This window comes from Agrobacterium leguminum (assembly GCF_015704895.1).
GTDB classification, from domain to species: domain Bacteria; phylum Pseudomonadota; class Alphaproteobacteria; order Rhizobiales; family Rhizobiaceae; genus Agrobacterium; species Agrobacterium leguminum.
In genome coordinates, this window is the sequence record NZ_JADQWB010000001.1 from 571,412 (window position 1) to 594,615 (window position 23,204).

General features: G+C 59.5%; 20 protein-coding genes and 1 tRNA gene. 11 read left to right on the forward strand and 10 right to left on the reverse strand.

The genetic code is table 11. The annotated features are described in order from the left end of the window. Positions 1-19: 19 nt before the first annotated feature. From exoR to I3J13_RS02855, 6 genes are all read right to left on the reverse strand, one after another. Complete coding sequence (gene exoR / locus I3J13_RS02830; RefSeq protein ID WP_003509731.1) at positions 20-814, reverse strand: exopolysaccharide production regulator ExoR; 795 nt, start codon at positions 812-814, stop codon at positions 20-22. A 1-nt stretch (position 815) separates the two neighbouring features. Then, positions 816-1,109 (reverse strand): hypothetical protein, encoded by a 294-nt coding sequence (locus tag I3J13_RS02835; protein ID WP_196377950.1) that lies wholly within the window; start codon positions 1,107-1,109, stop codon positions 816-818. Between the two features lie 268 nt (positions 1,110-1,377). After that, positions 1,378-2,667, reverse strand: coding sequence for an outer membrane protein transport protein (locus tag I3J13_RS02840; protein ID WP_196377951.1), 1,290 nt, complete (start codon positions 2,665-2,667; stop codon positions 1,378-1,380). Positions 2,668-3,128: 461 nt separating this feature from the next. After that, the gene (locus tag I3J13_RS02845) at positions 3,129-5,972 is read right to left on the reverse strand and encodes a valine--tRNA ligase (RefSeq protein ID WP_196377952.1); all 2,844 of its coding nucleotides are present in this window, start codon (positions 5,970-5,972) and stop codon (positions 3,129-3,131) included. Between the two features lie 220 nt (positions 5,973-6,192). Further along, positions 6,193-7,200, reverse strand: coding sequence for a cell division protein PopZ (popZ, locus tag I3J13_RS02850; RefSeq protein ID WP_196377953.1), 1,008 nt, complete (start codon positions 7,198-7,200; stop codon positions 6,193-6,195). Positions 7,201-7,590: 390 nt separating this feature from the next. Then, entirely contained in the window at positions 7,591-8,262 is a 672-nt protein-coding gene (locus I3J13_RS02855; protein ID WP_035263968.1) for a protein-L-isoaspartate O-methyltransferase family protein, read from the reverse strand. Between the two features lie 304 nt (positions 8,263-8,566). Here I3J13_RS02855 and I3J13_RS02860 point away from each other — a divergent pair. After that, positions 8,567-8,640 (forward strand) — tRNA-Cys (locus tag I3J13_RS02860). A gap of 106 nt (positions 8,641-8,746) precedes the next feature. Here the strand turns inward: I3J13_RS02860 and I3J13_RS02865 are convergent. Beyond that, positions 8,747-8,899 carry a DUF3309 family protein gene (locus I3J13_RS02865; protein WP_003495626.1) on the reverse strand — a complete coding sequence of 51 codons (153 nt, stop codon included), beginning with the start codon at positions 8,897-8,899 and terminating at the stop codon, positions 8,747-8,749. A 707-nt stretch (positions 8,900-9,606) separates the two neighbouring features. Here I3J13_RS02865 and I3J13_RS02870 point away from each other — a divergent pair. Together I3J13_RS02870 and I3J13_RS02875 are read left to right on the forward strand one after the other, a co-directional pair. Next, the gene (locus I3J13_RS02870; RefSeq protein ID WP_174039228.1) at positions 9,607-9,912 is read left to right on the forward strand and encodes a hypothetical protein; all 306 of its coding nucleotides are present in this window, start codon (positions 9,607-9,609) and stop codon (positions 9,910-9,912) included. 94 nt (positions 9,913-10,006) lie between these two features. Next, positions 10,007-10,252, forward strand: a complete 246-nt coding sequence (locus tag I3J13_RS02875; protein WP_003523370.1) for a DUF982 domain-containing protein — start codon at positions 10,007-10,009, stop codon at positions 10,250-10,252. Between the two features lie 513 nt (positions 10,253-10,765). Here the strand turns inward: I3J13_RS02875 and wrbA are convergent. Next, entirely contained in the window at positions 10,766-11,365 is a 600-nt protein-coding gene (wrbA, locus tag I3J13_RS02880; protein WP_003509751.1) for an NAD(P)H:quinone oxidoreductase type IV, read from the reverse strand. A gap of 278 nt (positions 11,366-11,643) precedes the next feature. On the opposite strand from wrbA, the gene I3J13_RS02885 reads away from it, so the two are divergent. The 7 genes from I3J13_RS02885 (at position 11,644) to I3J13_RS02910 (ending at position 19,302) form a co-directional block, all read left to right on the forward strand. Next, on the forward strand, positions 11,644-12,435 hold the full coding sequence (locus tag I3J13_RS02885; RefSeq protein ID WP_174056915.1) for a competence/damage-inducible protein A: 792 nt from the start codon (positions 11,644-11,646) through the stop codon (positions 12,433-12,435). A 205-nt stretch (positions 12,436-12,640) separates the two neighbouring features. Further along, the gene (locus tag I3J13_RS02890; RefSeq protein ID WP_196377954.1) at positions 12,641-13,486 is read left to right on the forward strand and encodes a universal stress protein; all 846 of its coding nucleotides are present in this window, start codon (positions 12,641-12,643) and stop codon (positions 13,484-13,486) included. A 110-nt stretch (positions 13,487-13,596) separates the two neighbouring features. After that, complete coding sequence (gene gpt / locus I3J13_RS02895; protein WP_035263984.1) at positions 13,597-14,094, forward strand: xanthine phosphoribosyltransferase; 498 nt, start codon at positions 13,597-13,599, stop codon at positions 14,092-14,094. Between the two features lie 553 nt (positions 14,095-14,647). Further along, the gene (locus I3J13_RS25935) at positions 14,648-14,779 is read left to right on the forward strand and encodes a hypothetical protein (RefSeq protein WP_256364474.1); all 132 of its coding nucleotides are present in this window, start codon (positions 14,648-14,650) and stop codon (positions 14,777-14,779) included. After that, positions 14,769-18,587 (forward strand): vitamin B12-dependent ribonucleotide reductase, encoded by a 3,819-nt coding sequence (locus tag I3J13_RS02900; RefSeq protein WP_196377955.1) that lies wholly within the window; start codon positions 14,769-14,771, stop codon positions 18,585-18,587. The genes I3J13_RS25935 and I3J13_RS02900 overlap by 11 nt, the downstream gene beginning before the upstream one ends. Positions 18,588-18,701: 114 nt before the next feature. Then, the gene (locus I3J13_RS02905; protein WP_196377956.1) at positions 18,702-18,980 is read left to right on the forward strand and encodes a BrnT family toxin; all 279 of its coding nucleotides are present in this window, start codon (positions 18,702-18,704) and stop codon (positions 18,978-18,980) included. Beyond that, entirely contained in the window at positions 18,970-19,302 is a 333-nt protein-coding gene (locus tag I3J13_RS02910; protein WP_196377957.1) for a helix-turn-helix domain-containing protein, read from the forward strand. The genes I3J13_RS02905 and I3J13_RS02910 overlap by 11 nt, the downstream gene beginning before the upstream one ends. Positions 19,303-19,308: 6 nt before the next feature. Here I3J13_RS02910 and I3J13_RS02915 read toward each other — a convergent pair whose 3' ends face one another. Further along, positions 19,309-20,634 carry an Nramp family divalent metal transporter gene (locus tag I3J13_RS02915; protein WP_185740892.1) on the reverse strand — a complete coding sequence of 442 codons (1,326 nt, stop codon included), beginning with the start codon at positions 20,632-20,634 and terminating at the stop codon, positions 19,309-19,311. 373 nt (positions 20,635-21,007) lie between these two features. On the opposite strand from I3J13_RS02915, the gene I3J13_RS02920 reads away from it, so the two are divergent. Further along, positions 21,008-21,235, forward strand: coding sequence for a hypothetical protein (locus I3J13_RS02920; RefSeq protein ID WP_003523379.1), 228 nt, complete (start codon positions 21,008-21,010; stop codon positions 21,233-21,235). 24 nt (positions 21,236-21,259) lie between these two features. Here I3J13_RS02920 and I3J13_RS02925 read toward each other — a convergent pair whose 3' ends face one another. Beyond that, the gene (locus I3J13_RS02925) at positions 21,260-22,993 is read right to left on the reverse strand and encodes an ABC transporter ATP-binding protein (RefSeq protein WP_196377958.1); all 1,734 of its coding nucleotides are present in this window, start codon (positions 22,991-22,993) and stop codon (positions 21,260-21,262) included. Positions 22,994-23,204: the final 211 nt, after the last annotated feature.

Here is a 23,204-nt window from a genome sequence, read left to right on the forward strand (position 1 = left end):
TTCTCAATCCGGCCAATTCTCAATCCGGATCGTTGAACTGCATGTTCTGCGCCATGGCAATGGCGGCGCGGCGATCGTTCTCACCGGCGAGCGAAAAAGCCTGCTCCTGCAGGTTCTGTATCCAGGTGCAGTCCGCCGCCGTGCATTTGTCGAGCGCCGCCGTCATGAAGGCCAGCCCCTGCGTCGTCTGGCCTTCCTGGAAGATCAGGTTGCCGAAAATCGACATGGCGCCGGCATGGCCGTGCTTGCGGGCCTGGTTGAGCCACTTCTTGGCCTGCTGCACATCGGCGCGGCCGCCCTCGCCGGCGAGAATCATCTCCGCCAGACGGAACTGCGCCTCAGCGACGCCAAAGGTGGAAGCAACCTGGAAATAAAGCTGGCGGGCCTGCGACAGGTCCATCTTCACCGGGCTGCCGGGAATGCCGTGACGGTAATAATCGGCAAGGGAAAGCAGCGCATTGACGAAAAAGCCGGTATCTTCCGAACCCGGCTCCACGCCCTGATTGGCGATTTCGCTGTAGATCTTGAAAGCTTCGAAGTCGTTCTTGGCGACGCCATCGCCATAGGCATACATATTGGCAAGCGCCCAGCGCGAGCCGGTATGGCCCTTTTCAGCCGCGTAGCGATAGGCCTCGACGGCTTCGCCCTTGTTGCCGTTCTTGTAGGCCTTGAAGCCGAACTTGAACAGGTCGAAGGGGCCGGATTCCTTGGTCACGCCCGCATTGATGTCAAAAGCCGCAGCAGGCATTGCGAGCGACGCAAGCAACATGCCCATAAGGAGCGGCTTTAAAACGTTGGCTTCACATTTCAGCATTTCAGCGAACTTCTCTCACTCTTCCCGGCATATAGCCAATACTTGCGGAATACTGCAAAGCCGAACCCCGCCGGGTCGCGATTTTTCGAACACACTGCGTCTTTCCGGCAGCACTTTCCAGCGCACCACCGGTGGTCTTTTGCGGCAAATGCCCTAATTTTCCAGTGAGACAGATATAGGCATAATTTCCGGCAATATAACGGCATTTCGCCATCCACCGGTCAGCGCCAAACAAGAAAGCCGGATGAAATTCCCGTATTACTTGCTTAAACCCTGAATCCAAACCCGTTTTCACTTTCCGGCCTTGCGCACCACCACATCAAACGCCTGCATGTTCTTCCATTCCCGCGTCCCTAAACATAAGCCAAGCACCCTGTTTGTGGCGGGAAATGGACAGATATGCTCACATTCCAACGCGACCACACGCTTGCAGAAAAGTGTTGCCAAATCGTCACAAAACTTTCGGGCTAGAAAATTTTATCGAGCAGGAATCATAGTCGCGCATGAAAAAAGGCCCGGTTGGTAAACCGGACCTTTATTTTAGCATCTACGGAAGGATGATGTCAGAACTTGACCTTCACGCCGGTCGAGATGGCTGCGACGAGATCGTTGCCGAAGTCGTAGCCGGCCTCATTGCCGCAGGTGAAGCCTGCGCCGCACGGTCCGCCATTGATGGAAGAGCTACCGGAGGTCAGGAGGCCGAGAGCGCCGGCAATCTTGAACTCGATGTTCTTGTTCGGGGAGTAGACGATCTGCGTGCCCAGTGTCCAGGTGTCGGTCTGGGTGCCGATGACAGTCGACGTACCGCGATCCCAGGTCAGGCTCACAGCACCGCTCCACTGTTCGTTGAACTTGTGACCGACGCCACCCGAAATCGTCCAGCCGTCGCGATAAAACAGGTCAAGCGTGTTGAGCGTGTCAGCTCCGCTCGGAACGCACGGCGACGTGCCGACCGCGCAGAAAGGAATAACCTGAATCTGGCTCCAGTCCGTCCACTTCACCGAACCGAAAGCGAGCCAGTCCGGCGCTATGCCGGATTGCACCTTGAGTTCGATGCTGTCGGGCATGGAAACAGAGCCGTAGATCGGCACTAGCTTGCCACCGTATTTCGCAAGCGTCGGAGAAATGGACGGCGGCGTCTGCGGGATCGCCCTGACGTCCGCGAAACCGGTCAGGTCGTGATCGACGGCACTGTTGTAAACGAGGCTCGCACGGAAGGCGATCTCGGGAATCTCATAGGCCATGCCGGCGCGCCAGCCCCAGCCGTCACCTTCCATCTCAAGTTTGCCAACGCCGCTGAAGCTGGACCAAGCCGGATTGAGGCCCAGAACGGCCGGCCCGAGAACCTGACGGTATTTATAACCGCTGAGTTCCTGATAGAAACCACCGCCTATAATCGAGAAATCGCCTTTGCCAAGATCGAACTTCACCCGGCAGGTGGTGGCGTAATTGTGCGACTTGACCTTGGTTTCGATATTGTAGCTCGATCCCTGCCAGATACCGGGATTGAGATGCGCGCCCCAAGGCTGCGAATAGTCGAACATGCAGTCGCCGAAATCACCGATTGCCGCCTTGGCGCCGATCCGGGTCGACCAGAAGTTTTCAGAGTCATCTGCGCTCCTTGACCAGGCCGCAGGCAGCGGGCCGCTCTTCAGCGGATTGTCCCGGGCATTTTCCACCTTGCGCTGCGGCGCGACGAAGGTTGCAGAACTGTCGAGAACATAATCGGACGGATCGAACAGCAGGTCGATATTGTAACCGCCGCGCTCAAGGCCACTCGCCAGTGAGGGCGTTACCGCCGCGATGCTGACTGCGAAACATACCGCGCCGCGAAAAATTGCAGTTTTTGCCATCTCTCTCCCCAATCAAGGCAATGTGATCATCAAAAGAGTGAAGCGCTTCGCAGCAAATGACAATCTGCCGCACTCTGGCACAGTTCTGCGACACTTCTCCATTTTTTACGTAAGAATTTCATGTCGATCCCCTTGCATAATCATTTTAGGTTATTTTTCTAATCCAATTGAAGCAATCAGACATAAAATGAAACAAATTCCCACTTGAGATGGGAATTGTCGCCAAATAACCACACTCACGAGTTTCCCGAGGAAACGCGCTTATCAGGCCGTTTTTGTTGGATTTTTCGGCTGTTTCAGAGGTTTTTGGCCGGGCATGGCGTGAAATAATCGCTCTTTCGGGTGCCCATGATTCGCCATTGCAGTGCAGCAATCAATCGAGACGGATTGTTACGCAGAAACAAAAAACGCCCCGTTTCGAACGGGGCGTTTTGTTTCCATAAAAGAGCCGGAGGCAGCTATTACCCCGCTTCGCTGACCCGCGTAAGCGCCGTTCTCAGGCTCGCAAGCTGCACTTCCAGCTCCGCCTTGCGCTCGCGCTCGGCAGCGACCACTTCCGGATCGGCATTGGCCACGAATTTTTCGTTCGACAGCTTCTTGTCGATGCGTTCCATTTCCGCATCCACCTTGCCGATCGCCTTTTCGAGACGGGCCTCCTCGGCGGCCAGATCGATGAGCTTGCCGAGCGGCAGGCAGACCGTGGCCTCACCGACGACGATCTGCGCGGAGCCCTTCGGGGCGACATCGGCGGCGCGGATTTCATCCGCCCGCGCCAGGCGCCGGATGGCGGCGGCGTGGCGGTCGAGCCGCGCTTCGGTGGAGGTATTGGCGCCGACAACCACCAGCGAAGCGGTGGCGCCCGGCGGTACGTTCATCTCGGCGCGCGCGGAGCGAATACCGGAGACGAGATCGATCAGCCAGTTGATTTCGGCCGCCGCGGCATCGTCGCGGAATTCCGGCACCGGCCAGTCGGTCAGGCAAAGCAGATTATCCCGCTCCTCGCCCTCGCCCGCCGTATGCGCCCACAGCTCTTCCGTCATGAAGGGCATGAAGGGATGCAGGAGCTTGTAAATCTCGTCCAGAACATAAGCCGCGCAGGCCTGCGATTCCCGCTTGGCCTTTTCGTCTTCGCCGCTGAAGACGGGCTTCAGCAGTTCCAGATACCAGTCGCAGAACTGGTTCCAGACGAAACGGTAAAGAATGCCGGAGGCGTCGTTGAAACGGAAGTTCTCGAGCGCCGCCGTCACGTCGCGCGCCGTATTGGCAAGCTCGGTCAGGATCCAGCGGTTGATGGTCAGCGACGCGGTTTCGGCCAGGAAATGCGGATCGCGCTTCACGCCGTTCATCTCGGCAAAACGGGTCGCATTCCAGAGCTTGGTGCCGAAGTTGCGATAACCGGCGATACGCGCCGGGTCGAGCTTCACGTCGCGGCCCTGCGCCGCCATGATGGCGAGCGTGAAACGCAGCGCATCCGCACCATATTCGTCGATCAGTTCCAGCGGATCGATGACGTTGCCCTTGGACTTCGACATCTTCTGGCCGTTCTTGTCGCGAACCAGCGCGTGGATATAGACCGTGCTGAAAGGCTCGACCGGGTTGCCCGCATCGTCCTTCATGAAATGCAGGCCCATCTGCATCATCCGCACCACCCAGAACGGGATGATATCGAAGCCGGTGACCAGCACGTTGGTCGGATAATAGCGCGCCAGTTCCGGTGTCTGCTCGGGCCAGCCAAGCGTCGAGAACGGCCAGAGCGCCGACGAGAACCAGGTGTCGAGCACGTCTTCGTCGCGGGTCAGGATTTCACCCGGCTTGAAGTTCTCAAGCTTCTCTTCGACCCAGGCCTTCCACGGACCTTCATGGGCGATGTAATGCTGGATGGCCGCCTGAAGCGCCTCTTCTTCGGTCTTCTCAACGAAGACCTGTCCGTCCGGGCCATACCATGCGGGGATCTGGTGACCCCACCACAATTGCCGCGAGATACACCAGGGCTGGATGTTTTCCATCCACTGGAAGTAGGTGTTTTCCCAGTTCTTCGGCACGAAATTGGTACGGCCTTCGCGAACCGAGGCAATCGCCGGCTGGGCGAGCGTCTTGTTGTCCACCCACCACTGGTCGGTCAGGCGCGGTTCGATCGGCACACCGCCACGGTCGCCATGCGGCACCACGTGCTTGTGCGGCTCGATCTTGTCGAGCAGGCCGGCTTCCTCGAAGATTTCGACGATAACCTTGCGGGCGAAGAAGCGATCCTGTCCTTCCAGACGGTCCCATGCGCCATGCAGCGCCGCGGGATGGCTGAGACCCTCGAGGAAATCCTCGTTCTCCTTGATGGAGATCGTGCCGTCGATATTCATGATGTTGATGGCGCGCAGGCCGCAGCGCTTGCCGACTTCGAAATCGTTGAAGTCATGCGCAGGCGTGATCTTAACCGCGCCCGTGCCGGCCGTCGGGTCGGCATAGTCATCGGCGACGATCGGAATCTTGCGGCCGACGATGGGCAGGATGACATGCTTGCCGATGATGCCCTTGTACCGTTCATCCTTCGGGTTCACCGCAACGCCGGTATCACCGAGCATGGTTTCGGGCCGCGTCGTGGCGACGACGATATAATCGCGCGTTTCGAACTCGGTGGGCTTGCCTTCCTCGTCGAAAGCGACCGGATATTGATAGGTGACACCCTTTTCCAGCGGATAACGGAAGTGCCAAAGGTTACCCTTCACCTCGATCTGTTCGACCTCCATATCGGAAATCGCAGTCTGCAGCTTCGGATCCCAGTTGACGAGGCGCTTGTCCTTGTAAATCAGGTTCTGCTTGTAGAGGGTGACGAAGACCTCGAGAACGGCCTCGGAAAGCCCCTCATCCATGGTGAAGCGCTCACGCGACCAGTCGCAGGAGGCGCCGAGACGTTTCAGCTGGTTGAAGATCAGACCGCCGGATTCGGCCTTCCATTCCCAGACCTTCTCCACGAAAGCCTCGCGGCCCATCTCGCGGCGGCCCGGAAGCTGCTGCTCCATCAGCTTGCGCTCGACGACCATCTGCGTGGCGATGCCGGCATGGTCCATGCCCGGCTGCCACAGCACGTCCTTGCCGCGCATGCGCTCGAAGCGGACCAGAATATCCTGCAGCGTGTTGTTGAGCGCGTGGCCCATATGCAGGGAGCCGGTCACATTCGGCGGCGGGATGACGATGGTGAAGGTTTCCGCGCCCGGCTTGGCGTTGGCGCCGGCACGAAAAGCGTTAGCCTCGTCCCAGGCTTTGGCGATCTTCGGTTCGACGGATGCGGAATCGTAGGTCTTTTCGAGCATTTCCTGACCTGAATTTTAGAGTTCTTGTGTGGATTTTTTTAAATAAGGATGGACGGGAGAGAGTCAACAGAAACCCGCCCGCGAGCCAACCATTGAGCGGACCCACGGGTGACTATGACCCCATAACACCTTCATCTTCAACAAAAAAGCCGCCCCGATGCCGGAGCGGCCCCTGTTTCGTCGCATCCCGCCGCAATCGCACATGCGGCCAAAGCGGAACTTAGCGGCGCGAACCGCGCGCCACGCGCTCGATTTCCTCGCGCACCAGACGCTCCACGAGCGTCGGCAGATTGTCTTCCAGCCAATCCTGCAGCATCGGGCGCAGCATTTCGGCGGCCATATCTTCGATCGAGCGCCGCTCGACGCCGTCGAAAACCTCTGCAAGCTCGCTGAACGAACGGGCGATCTGCGCACCGGCAGCGGCGGAAAGAAGATTGAGCGACAGACCGCCCTCGACACCCGCCTCGTCTTTTGCCTGTGGCTCAGCCAGATCGAATGCCGGTTTCTCAACGACAGGTTCCAGCACCGCAATATCGAAACGCTCCGCTGTCAGCGGCGTTTCGAGGGCGCCGCGCAGCGAAAGCTGATCGAAGCGGTTTTCGGCCGAAGACGCGCTTTCAATGGCGGCAGCAGCGGCGCGATCCTCAGCGGCAAAAGATGCCGGCTGCTCGCTCACGCTGGATGCCGGCTGCTCGCTCACGCTCGAGGCGGCCGCAGCCGCCATCAGCGGCCGAACATCCGTCGGGCGCTGCGGTGCGGCGCGTTCGGAAGAAGGCGCGGACAAAGGCTGCGATAGAGCCGACGCAGCAGCCTGCGGCACGGTCTCGGCCGCGCCACGCTGGGCCTGCGCGGCGAAAGCCTGCGGCCCCATGGCGGCGTTACGGTCTGCGGCGGCACGCACACGGGCGGCAACATCGGCAAGGGACATGGTCTTCTCGGCGGCGCTTTCCTGCCGTTCAGCCATTGCCCTTTCAGAAACCGGCGAAAAATCCTGCGCAGGCCGTGCGCCAAAAGCCTGGTTTGCGGCGGGGGGAACGCGCGCCGGCGGGCTGATGGGCTCCGCCACGAAGGCCGCTTCGCTCGCAGCCTCGTCTTCATCGTCATAGACCGGCGGCAACTGCCCGGAAAACGCACCGGCAGGTCCGGTCTCGTTGCTTTCGATGATCCGGCGGATAGACGCCAGAATCTCTTCCATGGACGGTTCACGCGCTACGCTTGGCTGAGCCATATCAATCCCCGGTTTCCACTCTTCGAACGCCCTTGCCGCATCCCTCGGACACCGGATGAGCGCTCCTTGACCTGTTCAATTTTCACATCGCGTTTTCGACAACCGAAATCGATCGTCACACCGATGCTCTGAAACATGGCCGGCCAAGCGCTTGAGCATTTCGCCGTCCCTGTCGCAGGATCATGCGGGGCAGAAATACGCACACCCCGAATCACCCTTAGTTTAGGTCAGCATAGCGAGGAACTAAATCACTGATTCGACAAGTTTCGTGATGATGCACAGCTTTGTGAAAACGGCCCGAAAGGATGCGCTCCGCTGGCAAACCGAACATAAAAACGCCGGGGCGGAAACTCCACCCCGGCGTCAAAAAAGAAGATGATCGTTTGCCGATCAGAAAACGAATTCGGCCGCCTTGGCAAAACCCGGCAGCGGCTTGACCGAAGCATTGAAGAAAGTGGCAGCCGATGTGCTGTTGCCATCGCGGCGATAGACGGTGGCCTTCGCGGCGCCGCCGTATCCGACGACGACAACCAGACGGCCGCCGTCACGCAGCTGGTCGGTCAGTGCCGCCGGCACTTCCTCCACCGAGCCGTTGATGAAAACGAGGTCATAGGGTGCTTCGCCCGCATAGCCCTTTTCGAGATCGCCGGTCACGACCGCGACATTGTCATATCCAAGCGAAGCGAGCGTCTCGGTCGCCTGTGCGGCCAGCGCCTCATCGCTTTCAAGCGAAACCACCGAACCGGCAAGCTGCGAAAGGATGGCGGCCGCATAACCTGCGCCGCCGCCGACTTCCAGCACCACGTCCTCCTTCGACACGGCCGAAAGCTGCAGCAGCTTCGCCAGCGGCGAGGTCTTCATGACATAACGGGCCGGACGGCCATCGCGGGCGGGACAGATCTGCAGGTCCTCGTCCACATAGGCGATCTGCCGCACGCCCGCCGGCACGAATGCCTCGCGCGGCACGCTCAAAAACGCCTTCAGCACGGAATGCGACGTCACGTCGGTCGTGCGCAACTGGCTGTCGACCATATTGGCGCGTGCGGTTTCGAAATCCATCATATCGTATCGCCTCAATTTCACGGATGCCGGTCGGGAAGCCTCGGCTCCAAAAGCTCAAAACGGCAGGGGCTCACCCTCGCCTTTGGATAATCTCATAATTGCCCAAGCGCACGCTTTCAAGCGCGCTAAGCCGGATGTGTGGGAAAAAGCGACAGGATATCACGCCCATGAAGGAGACTTTTTATCGTAACGATCTGTCTTCGTGCGCAGAAACTAAAAAACAAGCGCATTCGAAATTAGGGCCTTGCACCCTAAATGGATTCGTTCTAAATGCCCGCCATCGCTCAAGACGACGAGCGGTTGAGGCCTCGTGGCGGAGTGGTGACGCAGAGGACTGCAAATCCTTGTACCCCGGTTCAATTCCGGGCGAGGCCTCCATATCTTACATCACACCCAATTTCGGTATGAACTGAGCAGCGCCACACAGGCGCTTGAGTTCAACTCGCCTGTCATCATGCGAGCGACTCTGCCCCTTTTCGTATGATCAGATCCGCCCAAGCAGAACCAGGATCAGGACGATCACCAGAACCAGTCCGAGACCGCCTGACGGGCCATAGCCATAATTATGGTAACCCCAGCTTGGCAGCGCGCCGATCAGGAAAAGAATGAGCAGGATGACGAGGATGGTGCCGAGCATGTGTAACCCTCCACTATTGGCATGTGTCCTGCCTGTTTGAATGATGAAACGCGCAAAAAGTTCCCTTTCCTGTATAGCCGGCAGCATAGTAGTGGAAAGGCATCCTCTTCCGTTTCAACGGGTTACACCGAAAACTCGGGAATGCGGCCCTGCCTGCTCGGTCTCGGGAAATAATTCTCTGGCTAATTATATCGCCGCAAAAAGCCCTGAAGGCCTGCGGCGGGCCGGCCTTCACCGGGATCGATGAAAGCAGCGATTTATTCGAGGTAATTTCTCGGCCTATGTCTATCGGCAGTTGTCCGTCATATTAGCGCCAGTCCCCCGTACCCTGAAACTGGCGGGAGACGGAGAGATCTGGCATCACTGGCAGTGCGCCAGATCTCTCCCGCCCCTCCCCACGCTCCTCGAATTCTCCTTTGCAGGCACACGGATATTTTACCGACTGTGTTCTCGTTCCCCTTGCCTCGCCGGTTTCACTCCGGCTAGACCCCGGATCGGGAGGGAGAAACGAGAATCATATGTCCGGTTTTGCGAACCTCATCCCGCTTTTCATCTTCGGCCTCCTCGTCTACTTTTTCTTTCGCTGGGTCGCGCGCGACATTCAGAATCCGAAGAGCAAATAGTCGGGGAAATCGTCTCCGGCCCCCTGCCCGCCGGGAACCGCCGCGCCTCGACATCGTTTTCCCAGACGCACTTCGGAGGACAGGATGAAAACGCTCGTATCATCGGCCGCTATCGCGCTTACGCTGGCGCTTGCCGGATGCACCACGGCCGGACCGGCCGCCTATGTCGGCCCCGCGCCCTATGTCGAACCCATCCCCGGCAGCATCATCTACAGGGGCCAGCCGCGCACCAAACTGACCAAATCGCCGATCGGCAGTACCTTCACCCATGAATTCCGCATCGACGGCAGCACGCGGGCGGTGGAAACCTACCGCATCGCGCCGGACCGCTCGCTGGAACTGATCGACCGCCGCATCATCCGCGAATGGCTGTTCGGGCGCGACGACTGACCGCACCGCAACCGCGAGAACCGGGCCGGGAACGGGATTGCGCATCCCGGCCGCTTGGTTTAGAGCCGGGCGCAACAACCACTATGGATAGGCGATGAATACGCGCTGGCAAAAACCCGTCCTGATCGCGTTCGAAACGCCGGGCGACTATACGAGCATCGACACCACGCAGGCGGCCTCCTGGGCGCTGATCGAGGATTGGCCGATTGAAGACGGCGATGCGCTGGACAAGGCGCTGCTGATCTGCGCCGCCGTCGATGCCGGCAGGAAAAAGCCCGAGGATGCGCGCAAGGCCTTCATCGCAGCCGCAATCGAAGCCGGCCTCGATATCAAGGCCTGACGGCGGAGTGACTGCCGGCCGTCGACTAAAAATGCCGCCTGCGGCGTCAGCTTTTCAGAATAAGACGTTGGATGGATCGCAACAGATGGAAGCTTCCGGAAACATGAAAAAAGCCCTGTTCATTTTTCTCCTCTCCTGCCTGGCGATCGGCCTTCTCGGCCACCTCGTGGTGGCCTTCGTCGTCACCGGCTGAAGCGGAAAAATCCTCTCCGCCGGAAGACGGCGCGACTGGACATTAGAATTTCCTGAATTTCATTCTTTCGTTATGGAACCGCGATAAACTCTGACCGTTCTCTTTTCATCCAACAGGAGGAGGATTGGAATGCGTGACGGATTGAACGGTTTTCTCGAAATCTCGATGCTCGGCTTCGTGGTCGCAAGCTGCCTTTTCATGGTCAACCTACCGATCTGACCCACGGCAAAAATTCTTCTTCGACTGTACCGGCGACGTGACGTTCCGGCATTAAAAAATGCGGCCTTGTGGGCCGCATTTTTTTTCAACAGATCATCCAATCAGGCGGAAAGCTTGGCGGCCAGTTTGGCGACATGCGCGCCCTGATAACGAGCGGCTTCCAGTTCGATTTCGGAAGGCTGGCGCGAGCCGTCGCCATCGGTGATGGTGGAGGCGCCATAGGGCGAGCCGCCCTTGATTTCATCGACGCCCATCTGGCCCTGGAAAGCATAGGGCAGACCGACGACCGCCATGCCATGGTGCAGGAAGGTGGGGATGAAACCGAGGATGGTCGATTCCTGTCCGCCATGCTGGGTGGCGGAAGAGGTGAAGGCCGAACCGACCTTGCCGACCAGCTTGCCGCTGAACCACAGGCCGCCGGTCTGGTCCCAGAAATTGCGCATCTGCGAGGCGACCGTGCCGAAACGCGTGCCGGCGCCGACGATGATGGCGTCGTAATCCGCCAGTTCGTCCACCGTCGCCACCGGGGCCGGCTGATCCAGCTTGAAATGGGAAGACTTTGCAACTTCTTCCGGAACGAGTTCGGGAACGCGCTTCACCACGGCTTCCGCGCCGGTGGACTTCACGCCCTCGGCAACGGCATAGGCCATCTTCTCGATATGGCCGTAAGAGGAGTAATAAAGTACCAGAACCTTCGTCATTCTCTTCGTTTCCTTTGCTGGAACTGTTTCCGGCGTACCGGCGACAAGCTTCTTTAAAAACTCAATGATCATCGGCTTTGACCTGTAAAAAGCGTATGACAAAAAGGTAGCGGACGGATCGGTCTGCCGCCAGCCGGGGATTGGCATACGCACTGTTCACGATGAGTGAACGCTCGGAGCCATCGTCAACCAATCCCCCTTTTGCGTTTCTTCAAAACCGCTTTGCATTCGCGCTGGCGCGGCGTTAACGTCGGGTGAAACAGATGACGAGTGCAACCATGTCCAATCCCTCCTCCGCCCAATCCGTCGTGACCGCCGCCATGCTTGCCATTGGCGACGAACTGCTTTCGGGCCGCACCAAGGACAAGAATATCGGCCACCTCGCGGATGTCCTCACCATGTCCGGCATCGACCTGAAGGAAGTGCGCATCGTCGCCGACGAGGAGGAAGCGATCGTGGAAGCGCTGAACGCGCTGCGCAGCCGCTATGATTATGTCTTCACGTCAGGCGGCATCGGCCCGACCCATGACGACATCACCGCGGATGCGGTCTCGGCGGCGTTCGGCCTGCCCTGCGAGCACGATGCCGAGGCGCTGCGCCTGCTGGGTGACATGTATCGCGTCCGCGAGATGGAATTCACCGAGGCGCGCAAACGCATGGCACGCATGCCGAGAGGAGCTGCCCACATCGCCAATCCCGTTTCCGTCGCCCCCGGCTTCGTCATCGGCAATGTTTACGTCATGGCCGGCGTGCCGCAGGTGTTTCAGGCCATGCTGGACAATGTCATGCCGACGCTGCGCACCGGCGCGAAGGTCATGTCGCAGGCGGTGCGGTCGCCCTATGGCGAAGGCGATATCGGCACGCCGCTGACGGCCATTCAGAAAGCCCATCCCGAAACCAGCATCGGCTCCTATCCCAAATATGACGGGCAGCGCTTTTCGACGGAGATCGTGGTGCGCGCCCGCGACGCTGGCGTCCTGAAGGCGGCAGCAGACGCGGTTGCGGCCATGATCGAGACCATCGGCCATGAAAAAAGACTGGCAGCCAGCAAGGGCGATGCAACCGCCTAAGACAGAAAAGGCTTGAGACCGGGAAGCTTTGACCAAAATCAAGGTGGCGGCCTGTAAAGGCGGCCACTCTCCCCCTGAGCATTTCCAGGAAAAGCGGAACAGCTTTTCCGTCCGGACAATGCATAAAACAGAGACTTAGATCGTTCTGGCGATTCGAAGAACAGCCAGAACGATCTGAAAACGACATGTCACCGAGGAGAGAGAAATGGGTTACAAGACGATATTGGCAGTGGTCGACAATGTTTCGAACACGCAAAAGCTCGGCGAATTCGTGGTAAGCCTTGCCGATCAGTTTTCCTCGCATGTGATCGGCCTGCATATGGAAACGCTGGCCGCCGTTCCCCTCGTCGCGCCGATGGAAATTCCCGACCCCGCCACCGTGCAGGCGCTGCAGGATGTGGCGCATAAGGAAACCACCGACGTCGGAACCATCTTCGAGCGTACGCTGGCCGCCAACGGCATCTCGCACGAATGGCGCAGCTTCGTCACATCGGTGGGTTACGCCTCCGCATCGGCCATCGACAGCGCCCGTTGCGCCGATCTCATCGTCGCCCGCCAGAGCAACTCCTCCGCACTTTCCGACAGCCGTTCGGATATTGACGGTTTCCTCTATGAAAGCGGCCGCCCCGTTCTCCTCGTGCCGCATGTGCTGAGCGTTGCGAAACCGATCAAGCGCGTCCTGATCGCCTGGAACGGCTCGCGCGAGGCGACCCGCGCCACCTTCGACGCCCTGCCCTTCCTCAAGGCGGCCGAGAGCGTCGAGATATTCTCCGTCGATCAGGCCGAGAGCGAAACGCAGTCTTCCGGCCTCGCCGGTGCGGAACTGGCCGCCACGCTCGCCCGCCACGGCGTCAACGTCACCGTGACCTCGCAGGAAAAGATCGCCGGCGTCTCGCCGCAGGCGGCCATCGAAAACCGGCTGTCCGATAACAGCATCGACCTTCTTGTCATGGGCGCTTACGGCCATTCCCGCTGGTGGGAACTGCTGTTTGGCGGTGTCACCCGCACCCTGCTCGATTCCATGACGGCGCTGACGCTGCTGTCGCGTTAAAATCGGTGGAAGTGGATTGAGCCACAAGACCGTGCGGAAAGCTTGCCTTTTTGCCGGTCTTGCGGCTATTAGCCAAAGCCATCGACAATTTTGACCAGATGGTAGACGACATGTCCCTTCCCGATAAAGCCTTTCCCGTCTCCTGGGACCAGTTCCACCGCGATGCCCGTGCGCTTGCCTGGCGTCTTGCCGGCCTCGACAAAGAGTTCCGCGCGATCGTCTGTATCACCCGCGGCGGCCTCGTGCCGGCGGCGATCATTTCCCGCGAACTGAATATCCGCCTGATCGACACGGTCTGCATCGCCACCCGTCATGATTACGTCAATCAGGGCGAAACGGTTCTGCTGAAGGGTGTCGCCCCGGAACTTTCGGCGGATGGCGGCGAAGGCGTGCTGGTGCTGGACGACCTGACCGATACCGGCAAGACGGCGCTCGAAGTGCGCGAAATGCTGCCCAAGGCGCATTTCGCCTGTGTTTACGCCAAGCCGAAGGGCGTGCCGACCATCGACACCTTCGTCACCGAAGTCAGCCAGGACACCTGGATTTATTTCCCCTGGGACATGGGCTTCACCTATCAGGAGCCGATTGCCAAGGGATCGCGCGGCTGACCAGCCCCGCAGAGAAAAATCACGCTTTGAAGCCGCCCCATCGGGGCGGTTTTTTTGTCGGGAAACGCCTTTATGGCGACAGCTAAAAAACACGGAAAAACCGCAGTGTCGCCTTTATGCCTCACCCCGGAAATGTGGGGTTTTGCCTTTCCCTTGCGGAAACCAGCCTCGCGCAAGCTTCAAACTTTCCCGCCAAGTCACTGATTTTTCTAAGAGCTTTTCCTATCCCCGTTTTCCACAGGCACTCCACACAATATCTTGTGGTTAAAAATGGGTTTCAATCTATGGCTTGACGAATCTGTGCCGCGAGAGGAAAGTGACAATTATGTTGCGGCGGCAACGGACCGGAAAGTAACGAGGCCGGTTCCTCTCCATCTTCAGCGCGCATGTCCAAAGCGGCGTCCCGGCCATGAGGGGGCGGTTCGCCGCAGGCTTTTGCGCGCCTTTCGGAACCGCCAAAAACATGACGCGGGGACTGGCGGCAGGAAGCTGTTGATACTATATTTAGTATTCCATGACATGCTTGCAGCCGAATAAGCCACGAGATACAGGGATGACATCCAAGGATGAACATCCCTTTCAGATCGGCAACAACCGGCTGCGCGAAGGCATCGCACGGCTGGACCGGATTTTTGCGCCCTTCACCGGGCGCCCAATGGACGAGGACAGAAACCATGCGCATTGAACGCCGCTTCACGAAGCCCGGCCAATCGCCTTATGCGGAAATCGACTTCCGCAAGGCCGTCAGTGAAATCAAGAACCCGGATGGATCGATCGTGTTCCGTCTGGCGGATATCGACGTTCCCGCGCAGTTCAGCCAGGTTGCCACCGACGTTCTGGCGCAGAAATATTTCCGCAAGGCCGGCGTGCCGAAGTTCCTTAAGAAGGTTGAGGAAAACGACGTTCCTTCCTTCCTGTGGCGCTCGGTGCCCGATGAAAAGGCGCTGAAGGATGTGCCGGAAGCCGAACGTTTCGGCTCCGAGACCGATGCGCGTCAGGTTTTCGACCGTCTGGCCGGCACCTGGGCCTATTGGGGCTGGAAGGGCAAATATTTCTCGTCCGAAGAAGATGCGCTGGCCTTCCGCGATGAGCTTGCCTATATGCTCGCCACCCAGCGCGTTGCGCCGAATTCCCCGCAATGGTTCAACACGGGCCTGCACTGGGCCTATGGCATCGATGGCCCCGGCCAGGGCCACTTCTATGTTGATCCCTTCACGGCTAAGCTGACCAAGTCGAAGTCCGCTTACGAACATCCGCAGCCGCATGCCTGCTTCATCCAGTCCGTTGAGGACGATCTCGTCAACGAAGGCGGCATCATGGATCTGTGGGTGCGTGAAGCGCGCCTGTTCAAATACGGTTCCGGCACCGGCTCCAACTTCTCCTATCTGCGTGGCGAAGGCGAAAAGCTTTCCGGCGGCGGCCGCTCCTCCGGCCTGATGAGCTTCCTCAAGATCGGCGACCGCGCAGCCGGCGCCATCAAGTCCGGCGGCACGACCCGTCGTGCGGCGAAGATGGTCGTTGTCGATGCCGACCATCCGGATATCGAAGCCTATATCGACTGGAAGGTGAACGAGGAGCAGAAGGTTGCCGCTCTCGTGACCGGCTCCAAGATCGTCGCCAAGCACCTGAAGGCGATCATGAAGGCCTGCGTCAATTGCGAGGCCGACAATGGCGATTGCTTCGACCCGGCCAAGAATCCTGCCCTGAAGCGCGAAATTCGCGCTGCCAAGAAGGACATGGTGCCGGAAAACTACGTCAAGCGCGTCATCCAGTTCGCCGAACAGGGTTACAAGGACATCCAGTTCAAGACCTATGACACGGATTGGGATTCGGAAGCCTACCTCACGGTATCCGGCCAGAACTCCAACAACTCCGTTTCGCTGAAGGACGACTTCCTGCGCGCTGTCGAAAATGACGGCGACTGGAACCTCACCGCCCGCAAGGACGGCAAGGTCATGAAGACGCTGAAGGCCCGCGACCTCTGGGAAAAGATTTCCCACGCCGCCTGGGCATCGGCCGATCCGGGCCTGCACTTCAACACCACCATGAACGACTGGCACACCTCGCCGGCGGCCGGCCCGATCCGCGCTTCCAATCCGTGCTCGGAATATATGTTCCTCGATGACACGGCCTGCAACCTTGCCTCGCTGAACCTTTTGCAGTTCAAGGATCAGGCGACGAAGCGCATCGATATCGCCGATTACGAACATGCCGTTCGCCTGTGGACCGTCGTGCTCGAAGTGTCGGTGATGATGGCGCAGTTCCCGTCGCGCCAGATCGCCGAACTTTCCTATGAATACCGCACGCTCGGCCTCGGTTACGCCAATATCGGCGGCCTCCTGATGTCCTCGGGCATTCCCTATGACAGCGCCGAAGGCCGCGCCATTGCCGGTGCGCTCACCGCCATCATGACCGGCGTTTCCTACGCCACCTCGGCCGAAATGGCCGGCGAGCTTGGCCCCTTCCCGGGCTTTGCCCCGAACCGCGACAACATGCTGCGCGTCATCCGCAACCACCGCCGCGCCGCTCACGGCCAGTCGCAAGGTTATGAAGGCCTGTCGGTCAACCCGGTCGCGCTCATCCATGGCGATTGCCCGGATCAGGACCTGATCGCCCATGCCGTTGCCGCCTGGGACAAGGCGCTGACGCTCGGCGAACAGCACGGCTACCGCAACGCCCAGACGACGGTTATCGCGCCGACCGGCACGATCGGCCTCGTGATGGATTGCGACACGACCGGCATCGAGCCCGACTTCGCGCTGGTGAAGTTCAAGAAGCTCGCCGGCGGCGGTTACTTCAAGATCATCAACCGCGCCGTTCCGGATGCGCTGCGTTCGCTTGGGTATTCCGAAAGCCAGATCGCCGAGATCGAAGCCTACGCCGTCGGCCACGGCAATCTCAACCAGGCGCCCGGCATCAACCCTTCCACGCTGAAGGCCAAGGGCTTCACCGATGAGAAGATCGAAGCCGTCAACGCCGCGCTGAAAAGCGCCTTCGACATCAAGTTCGTCTTCAACCAGTGGACGCTGGGCGCCGACTTCCTCAAGGAAACGCTGAAAGTTTCCGACGAGCAGCTCTCCGACATGAGCTTCAACCTGCTCGAGCACCTCGGCTTCGGCAAGAAGGACATCGAAGCGGCAAACGTTCACGTCTGCGGCGCGATGACGCTGGAAGGCGCACCGTTCCTGAAGGCCGAGCATCTGCCGGTCTTCGATTGCGCCAACCCCTGCGGCAAGATCGGCAAGCGTTATCTCTCGGTCGAATCGCATATCCGCATGATGGCGGCGGCACAGCCCTTCATCTCGGGTGCGATTTCCAAGACGATCAACATGCCGAACGATGCGACGGTCGAGGATTGCGGCAGCGCCTACATGCTCTCCTGGAAGCTGGCGCTGAAGGCGAACGCCCTTTACCGCGATGGTTCCAAGCTTTCCCAGCCGCTCAACGCGTCGCTGGTGGAAGATGAGGACGAAGAAGACCTGATCGAAGAGCTGATCCAGCAGCCGGCTGCACAGCAGGCCGTGACAATCACCGAAAAGATCGTCGAACGCGTCATCGAGCGCGTCTCGCGCGAGCGTGAAAAGCTGCCGAACCGCCGTCAGGGCTACACCCAGAAGGCAACCGTCGGCGGTCACAAGGTCTATCTGCGCACCGGCGAATTCGGCGATGGCCGCATCGGCGAAATCTTCATCGACATGCACAAGGAAGGTGCCGCCTTCCGTGCGATGATGAACAACTTCGCCATCGCCATTTCGCTCGGCCTGCAATATGGCGTGCCGCTGGAAGAATATGTGGAGGCTTTCACCTTCACCAAGTTCGAACCCGCCGGCATGGTGCAGGGCAACGACGCGATCAAGAACGCCACGTCGATCCTCGACTACGTGTTCCGCGAACTCGCCGTCTCCTATCTCGGCCGCCACGATCTGGCCCATGTTGATACGTCCGACTTCTCCAACACGGCACTCGGCAAGGGCATCCAGGAAGGCAAGACCAACCTCGTTTCCACCGGCTGGACCCGCGGTTACAAGCCGACGCTGGTTTCCAGCAATGGCGGCGAACGTTCGTCTTCCGAGCCCAAGGGCTCGGCAACGGCAGCCCCTGCCCGCGCCTCGGCCAACGTGACCTCCTTTGCCGGCTCCGCCGCCCGCAAGCTGGAACCGACCGTCTCCGTCGCGACCTCCGAAATCGTCTCCTTCAAGCGGGACTATGAGGAGCGCGCCAGGGAACTGGCCGAAGAAATCGCCGAGGAAGTCATCGACGACGTCGCCCAGGAATCCCAGCAGACGGCCACCGCCCTCTTCTCCGACAAGGCCGCCGCCGACGCTGCATCGGCCAAGACGGAAGCCAAGAAGGTGGAAAACGAACGCCGCATGCGCTCGATTGCTCAGGGCTACACGGGCAACATGTGCTCGGAATGCCAGAACTTCACGATGGTGCGGAACGGCACTTGCGAGAAGTGCGATACTTGCGGTGCGACGAGTGGTTGCAGCTGAGCGTTAGCTTAGGCACCAAAAAATGATTAGTCTTGAGGGCTCTTTCAGATATGAAAGAGCCCTTATTGTTTTGATGTTTTATTTATTGCAACTACTGGAAACCCGTAGTTCAGAATGTTATATTTCGAATGGAATGCGCATAAGGCGTCAGCCAATCTCGCCAAACATGGCGTCAGTTTTGAAACCGCCCGCAGGGTTTTTGACGATCCATTTGCCGTGGATATCGAGGATCGTTCAGCGAATTACGGTGAAGTCCGACGGCGTATAGTGGGTTTGGGCAGCGGATTGGTTCTGACCGTGATCTATACCGAACGAAGCGAAGTGATCCGCATCATCTCCGCACGAAAGGCGACACGCGCAGAGCGCAAGGAATATGACGACAATGGCTGGTAAAACCGATCAAACCGACTGGGTCCGTCTTCACGCCATGACCGACGAGGAAGCAGAGGCCAATGCGCTGGCCGACCCTGATAATCGACCGCTTTCCGCCGAACAGCTCGCCGCAGCGCCCAGAATGCCCCGCATCAAGATCATCCGCCGGGCTCTGAAGCTGACGCAGGAAGAGTTTTCCGCGCGTTATCATATTCCGCTCGGCACCTTGCGCGATTGGGAACAGGGTCGAAGCGAGCCGGATCAACCGGCCCGCGCTTATCTAAAGGTCATCGCCGTCGATCCGGAGGGAACGGCGGCCGCGCTTCGTAAAGGCGCGGCCTGACCGACCTCACCCCATAAAATCCACCAGCAACTTCACATTCAGCCCCGCAATCACCACCGCGATCAGCCACGCAAAGGCCGAGAGCCAGAGCGGCGAGCGCAGCTCGCCCATCTTGGCCTTATCAGCGGTGAACATCACGAGTGGGAAGACCGCGAAGGAGAGTTGCAGGCTGAGCACCACCTGCGTCAGGATCAGCAGTTCCGCCGTGCCGCTATCGCCATAGAAGATGGTCACGCCCGCGGCTGGGACGATGGCGATGGCGCGGGTGATGAGGCGGCGCAGCCAGGGGGCGAGCCGCATCTTGAGGAAACCTTCCATCACGATCTGGCCGGCAAGCGTTGCCGTGACGGTGGAATTGATGCCGCAGCATAAAAGCGCCACGCCGAACAGCGTCGGCGCAATGGCAAGGCCGAGCAGCGGTGCCAGCAGATTATGGGCTTCGCCGAGTTCGGCAACGGTCGTCTGCCCCGCCTTGTTGAAGGTCGCCGCCGCCAGAATGAGGATCGAGGCGTTGATGAGGAGCGCGAACATCAGCGCGATGGTGGAATCGAGCGTGGCAAATTTCAGCGCCTCGCGTTTTTCGGCAAGCGTCTCACCGATTTCGCGGGTCTGCACGATGCCCGAATGCAGATAGAGATTATGCGGCATGACGGTGGCGCCGAGAATGCCGAGCGCCAGATAGAGCATGTCCGGATTGGTGACGATCTCCGTCGTCGGCGCGAAACCGAGAATCACCTGCCCCCAGTCAGGGTCGGCGAGCGCCACCTGAATGGCGAAACACACGGCGATGACGCCAAGCAGCGTGATGACCAGCGCCTCCACCCAGCGGAAGCCGAGCTTCTGCAGATAAAGGATCAGGAATACATCGAGCGCGGTGATGAGAACGCCAAGTTCGAGCGGAATGCCGAAAATGAGGTTGAGGCCGATGGCCGTGCCGATCACCTCGGCGATATCGGTGGCGATGATGGCGATTTCTGCCAGCAGCCACAGCACCATGGCCACCGGTTTCGGATAGGCATCGCGACAGGCCTGGGCGAGATCGCGGCCGGACGCGATCGCAAGACGGGCGCAGAGCGATTGCAGCACGATCGCCATGATGTTCGAGACCAGCGCGACGGTAAGCAGCGTGTAGCCGAATCTGGAGCCGCCGGCGAGCGACGTCGCCCAGTTTCCGGGATCCATGTAACCGACCGCAACGAGATAGCCGGGGCCGAAAAAGGCCATCGCCCGGCGAAACGTGCCGGCATTCGGTTTGACCCGGATCGAGCTGTGAACGTCGGACAACGAGAGATCGTCGCCGTTCCGTCGCCATCCAAAGACTGGCTTGTCCATTTTCTGCGCTTTCAAATGGGAGATTGAATTGGTGCAATTGCAAATCATTCGCATAAGCGGCGGCGACTGACAAGGGGAGTTTTGCGGTCGGATATCGGCGCACGATGCCGCAGGCGCGTGCCCGGTTCGGGCGCGGACCGACACACCGTCACGCGCTTATGGCGAGCCCTCCTCTCCTTCCCGTCGTGCGCCGGCTGGATTCCGTCTAAGGCAGGGATGATGGAGGTCGGGAAAAAAGGGCGGCGACGAATGCGGAGACGCTGTCATCTCGAGGGCCTCACGGCCTTGTCATCGCCCTGCCCCGTCGATTTCGGAACGGCCGCGCACCCGCCGGCGTTGATCTTTCAGGAAGCAACCTATTGCGGGAAAGTTCATGCGACAGGGCCACAAATTCAGCCTGGTGAACCATCCGAGCCGATGGCCGAAATATATCATGGCGCACAGAAAGCCGCGCGACTGGCTGATGACGATCAGCGGCATCGTGTTGCTGTTCATCGTCGCCGCCGCGGTCGCCATGGGTTATCTCGTCACCAGCCATCCCGGCAAGCCGGAGCCCAACCCCGGCATCGTGGAGGAACAGGCAGCCGAGAACGGCGGATAGATTGCGGCGCCAAAGCGCCGCTTATCAGCTCAGGCCCGCAAGGTGCCCGCTGAACTGCGCCTCATGCAGGCGGCTGTAGTGGCCCTTGGCGGCCAGCAGCTCGGCATGGGCGCCGGTTTCGGCAATGCCGGTCTGGTCCACCACCACAATGCGCGAGGCGTCGCGGATCGTCGCCAGCCGGTGGGCGATGACGAGCGTGGTGCGGCCTTTGGCAAGCTCCGTCAGCGATTGCTGGATGGCCCGTTCGGTTTCCGTGTCGAGCGCCGAGGTCGCCTCATCGAGAATGAGGATCGGCGGGTTCTTGAGGAACATGCGGGCAATGGCAAGGCGCTGTTTCTGGCCGCCGGAAAGCTTGACGCCGCGCTCGCCAATGACGGTGTCGAGCCCGAGCGGCATGGCTTCGATGACGCCATCGAGACGGGCCCGCCGCGCCGCATCCATGATGTCCGCGTCCGAAGCGCCAAGCCGGCCATATTCTATATTTTCGCGGATCGTGCCGCCGAACAGGAATACATCCTGCTGCACGATGCCGATCTGGTTGCGCAGCGAAGCAAGCTTCATGTTTCGGATATCGATGCCGTCAATGGCGATCGCGCCGCTGGTGACATCGTAAAAACGCGGCAAAAGCGAGCAGAGCGTTGTCTTGCCCGCGCCCGAAGGACCGACAAAGGCCACCGTCTCGCCCGCGCTGATCTTCAGGTCGATATTGGTAAGAACCGTCTTGCCCTCGGCATAACCGAAACCGACATGGCGATATTCAATATTGCCGCGCAGCAACGGCGCTTCCACCGCATTCGGCGCATCGACGATATCGGGCGCGGTGTCCAAAAGCTCGGTGAAACGGCGGAAACCGGCAATGCCCTTCGGATAGGTCTCGATGACCGAATTGATCTTTTCCACCGGCCGGAAAAACACGCCCACCAGCAGCAGGAAGCCAACGAAGCCGCCTTCGGTCAGGCTGCCCGTCAGTACGAACCAGGCGCCGCAGATCATCACGATCATCTGCGTCAAACGCATGCTCATATAGCTGAGCGAGGTGCTGGCCGCCATGATCTTGTAGGCGTCGAGCTTGGTGCGGCGGTATTTCTGGTTGTCCTTCTCGAACAGCGCCCGCTCGTGATCCTCATTGGCGAAGGCCTGCACGACCCGCATGCCGCCGACATTTTCCTCGATACGGGCGTTGAAATCCCCGACCCGGCCGTAAAGTGCGCGAAAATTCTGCGTCATGCGGCCGCCGTAACGGCTGGTCACCCAGGCGGTAACGGGCACGACGGCGGCGGTGATGAGCGCCAGCGGCACATTGACCGATAGCATCAAGAGGAACGCGCCGATGAAGGTCATGATGGCGATGAACAGGTCTTCCGGGCCGTGGTGGGCCACCTCGCCGATCTCTTCCAGATCCTTGGTCAGCCGCCCGACCAGATGGCCGGTCTTCTGGTTGTCGAAATAACGGAAGGAGAGCTTTTGCAGATGATCGAAGGCCAGACGCCGCATGTCGGTCTCGATATTGATGCCGAGCATATGTCCCCAATAGGTGACTGTCGCCATCAGCCCGGTATTCAGCACATAGATGACCAGAAGACCCACGGAGGCGGCAAGGATGATGGCCCATTCACCGCCCGGCAGCAGCACATCCACAAAGGCCTTTACCGCCATCGGAAAACCGAGTTCGAGCACGCCCGACAACACCGCGCAGGAAAAATCGAGAATGAACAGACCGCGATAGGGGCGATAATAGGCGAAGAAACGGCGGAGCATGGCATGACCTGGAGATCGGGCGCGGCAACCTTACGCCGCAAGAAAAACGGAGTTCAATTGTCATATTTCGATGCGCGCGCCAAGACCGATGTTCTATTTTTACCAAAATCGTTCAATAGGTTCAGCAATAAACACACAACGGTAATGTGATCCGATTATATTGCACTTATATGTATCGGTGTGACAGAGTGAATGCACCCTTCGGGGAGAA

Coding starts and splice junctions, on each gene's coding strand:
- exoR (WP_003509731.1), bottom strand. CDS start 814: ATGCTGAAATGTGAAGCCAACGTTTTAAAGCCGCTCCTTATGGGCATG.
- I3J13_RS02840 (WP_196377951.1), bottom strand. CDS start 2,667: ATGGCAAAAACTGCAATTTTTCGCGGCGCGGTATGTTTCGCAGTCAGC.
- I3J13_RS02845 (WP_196377952.1), bottom strand. CDS start 5,972: ATGCTCGAAAAGACCTACGATTCCGCATCCGTCGAACCGAAGATCGCC.
- popZ (WP_196377953.1), bottom strand. CDS start 7,200: ATGGCTCAGCCAAGCGTAGCGCGTGAACCGTCCATGGAAGAGATTCTG.
- I3J13_RS02855 (WP_035263968.1), bottom strand. CDS start 8,262: ATGATGGATTTCGAAACCGCACGCGCCAATATGGTCGACAGCCAGTTG.
- I3J13_RS02865 (WP_003495626.1), bottom strand. CDS start 8,899: ATGCTCGGCACCATCCTCGTCATCCTGCTCATTCTTTTCCTGATCGGC.
- I3J13_RS02870 (WP_174039228.1), top strand. CDS start 9,607: ATGAAAACGCTCGTATCATCGGCCGCTATCGCGCTTACGCTGGCGCTT.
- I3J13_RS02875 (WP_003523370.1), top strand. CDS start 10,007: ATGAATACGCGCTGGCAAAAACCCGTCCTGATCGCGTTCGAAACGCCG.
- wrbA (WP_003509751.1), bottom strand. CDS start 11,365: ATGACGAAGGTTCTGGTACTTTATTACTCCTCTTACGGCCATATCGAG.
- I3J13_RS02885 (WP_174056915.1), top strand. CDS start 11,644: ATGTCCAATCCCTCCTCCGCCCAATCCGTCGTGACCGCCGCCATGCTT.
- I3J13_RS02890 (WP_196377954.1), top strand. CDS start 12,641: ATGGGTTACAAGACGATATTGGCAGTGGTCGACAATGTTTCGAACACG.
- gpt (WP_035263984.1), top strand. CDS start 13,597: ATGTCCCTTCCCGATAAAGCCTTTCCCGTCTCCTGGGACCAGTTCCAC.
- I3J13_RS25935 (WP_256364474.1), top strand. CDS start 14,648: ATGACATCCAAGGATGAACATCCCTTTCAGATCGGCAACAACCGGCTG.
- I3J13_RS02900 (WP_196377955.1), top strand. CDS start 14,769: ATGCGCATTGAACGCCGCTTCACGAAGCCCGGCCAATCGCCTTATGCG.
- I3J13_RS02905 (WP_196377956.1), top strand. CDS start 18,702: ATGTTATATTTCGAATGGAATGCGCATAAGGCGTCAGCCAATCTCGCC.
- I3J13_RS02910 (WP_196377957.1), top strand. CDS start 18,970: ATGGCTGGTAAAACCGATCAAACCGACTGGGTCCGTCTTCACGCCATG.
- I3J13_RS02915 (WP_185740892.1), bottom strand. CDS start 20,634: ATGGACAAGCCAGTCTTTGGATGGCGACGGAACGGCGACGATCTCTCG.
- I3J13_RS02920 (WP_003523379.1), top strand. CDS start 21,008: ATGCGACAGGGCCACAAATTCAGCCTGGTGAACCATCCGAGCCGATGG.
- I3J13_RS02925 (WP_196377958.1), bottom strand. CDS start 22,993: ATGCTCCGCCGTTTCTTCGCCTATTATCGCCCCTATCGCGGTCTGTTC.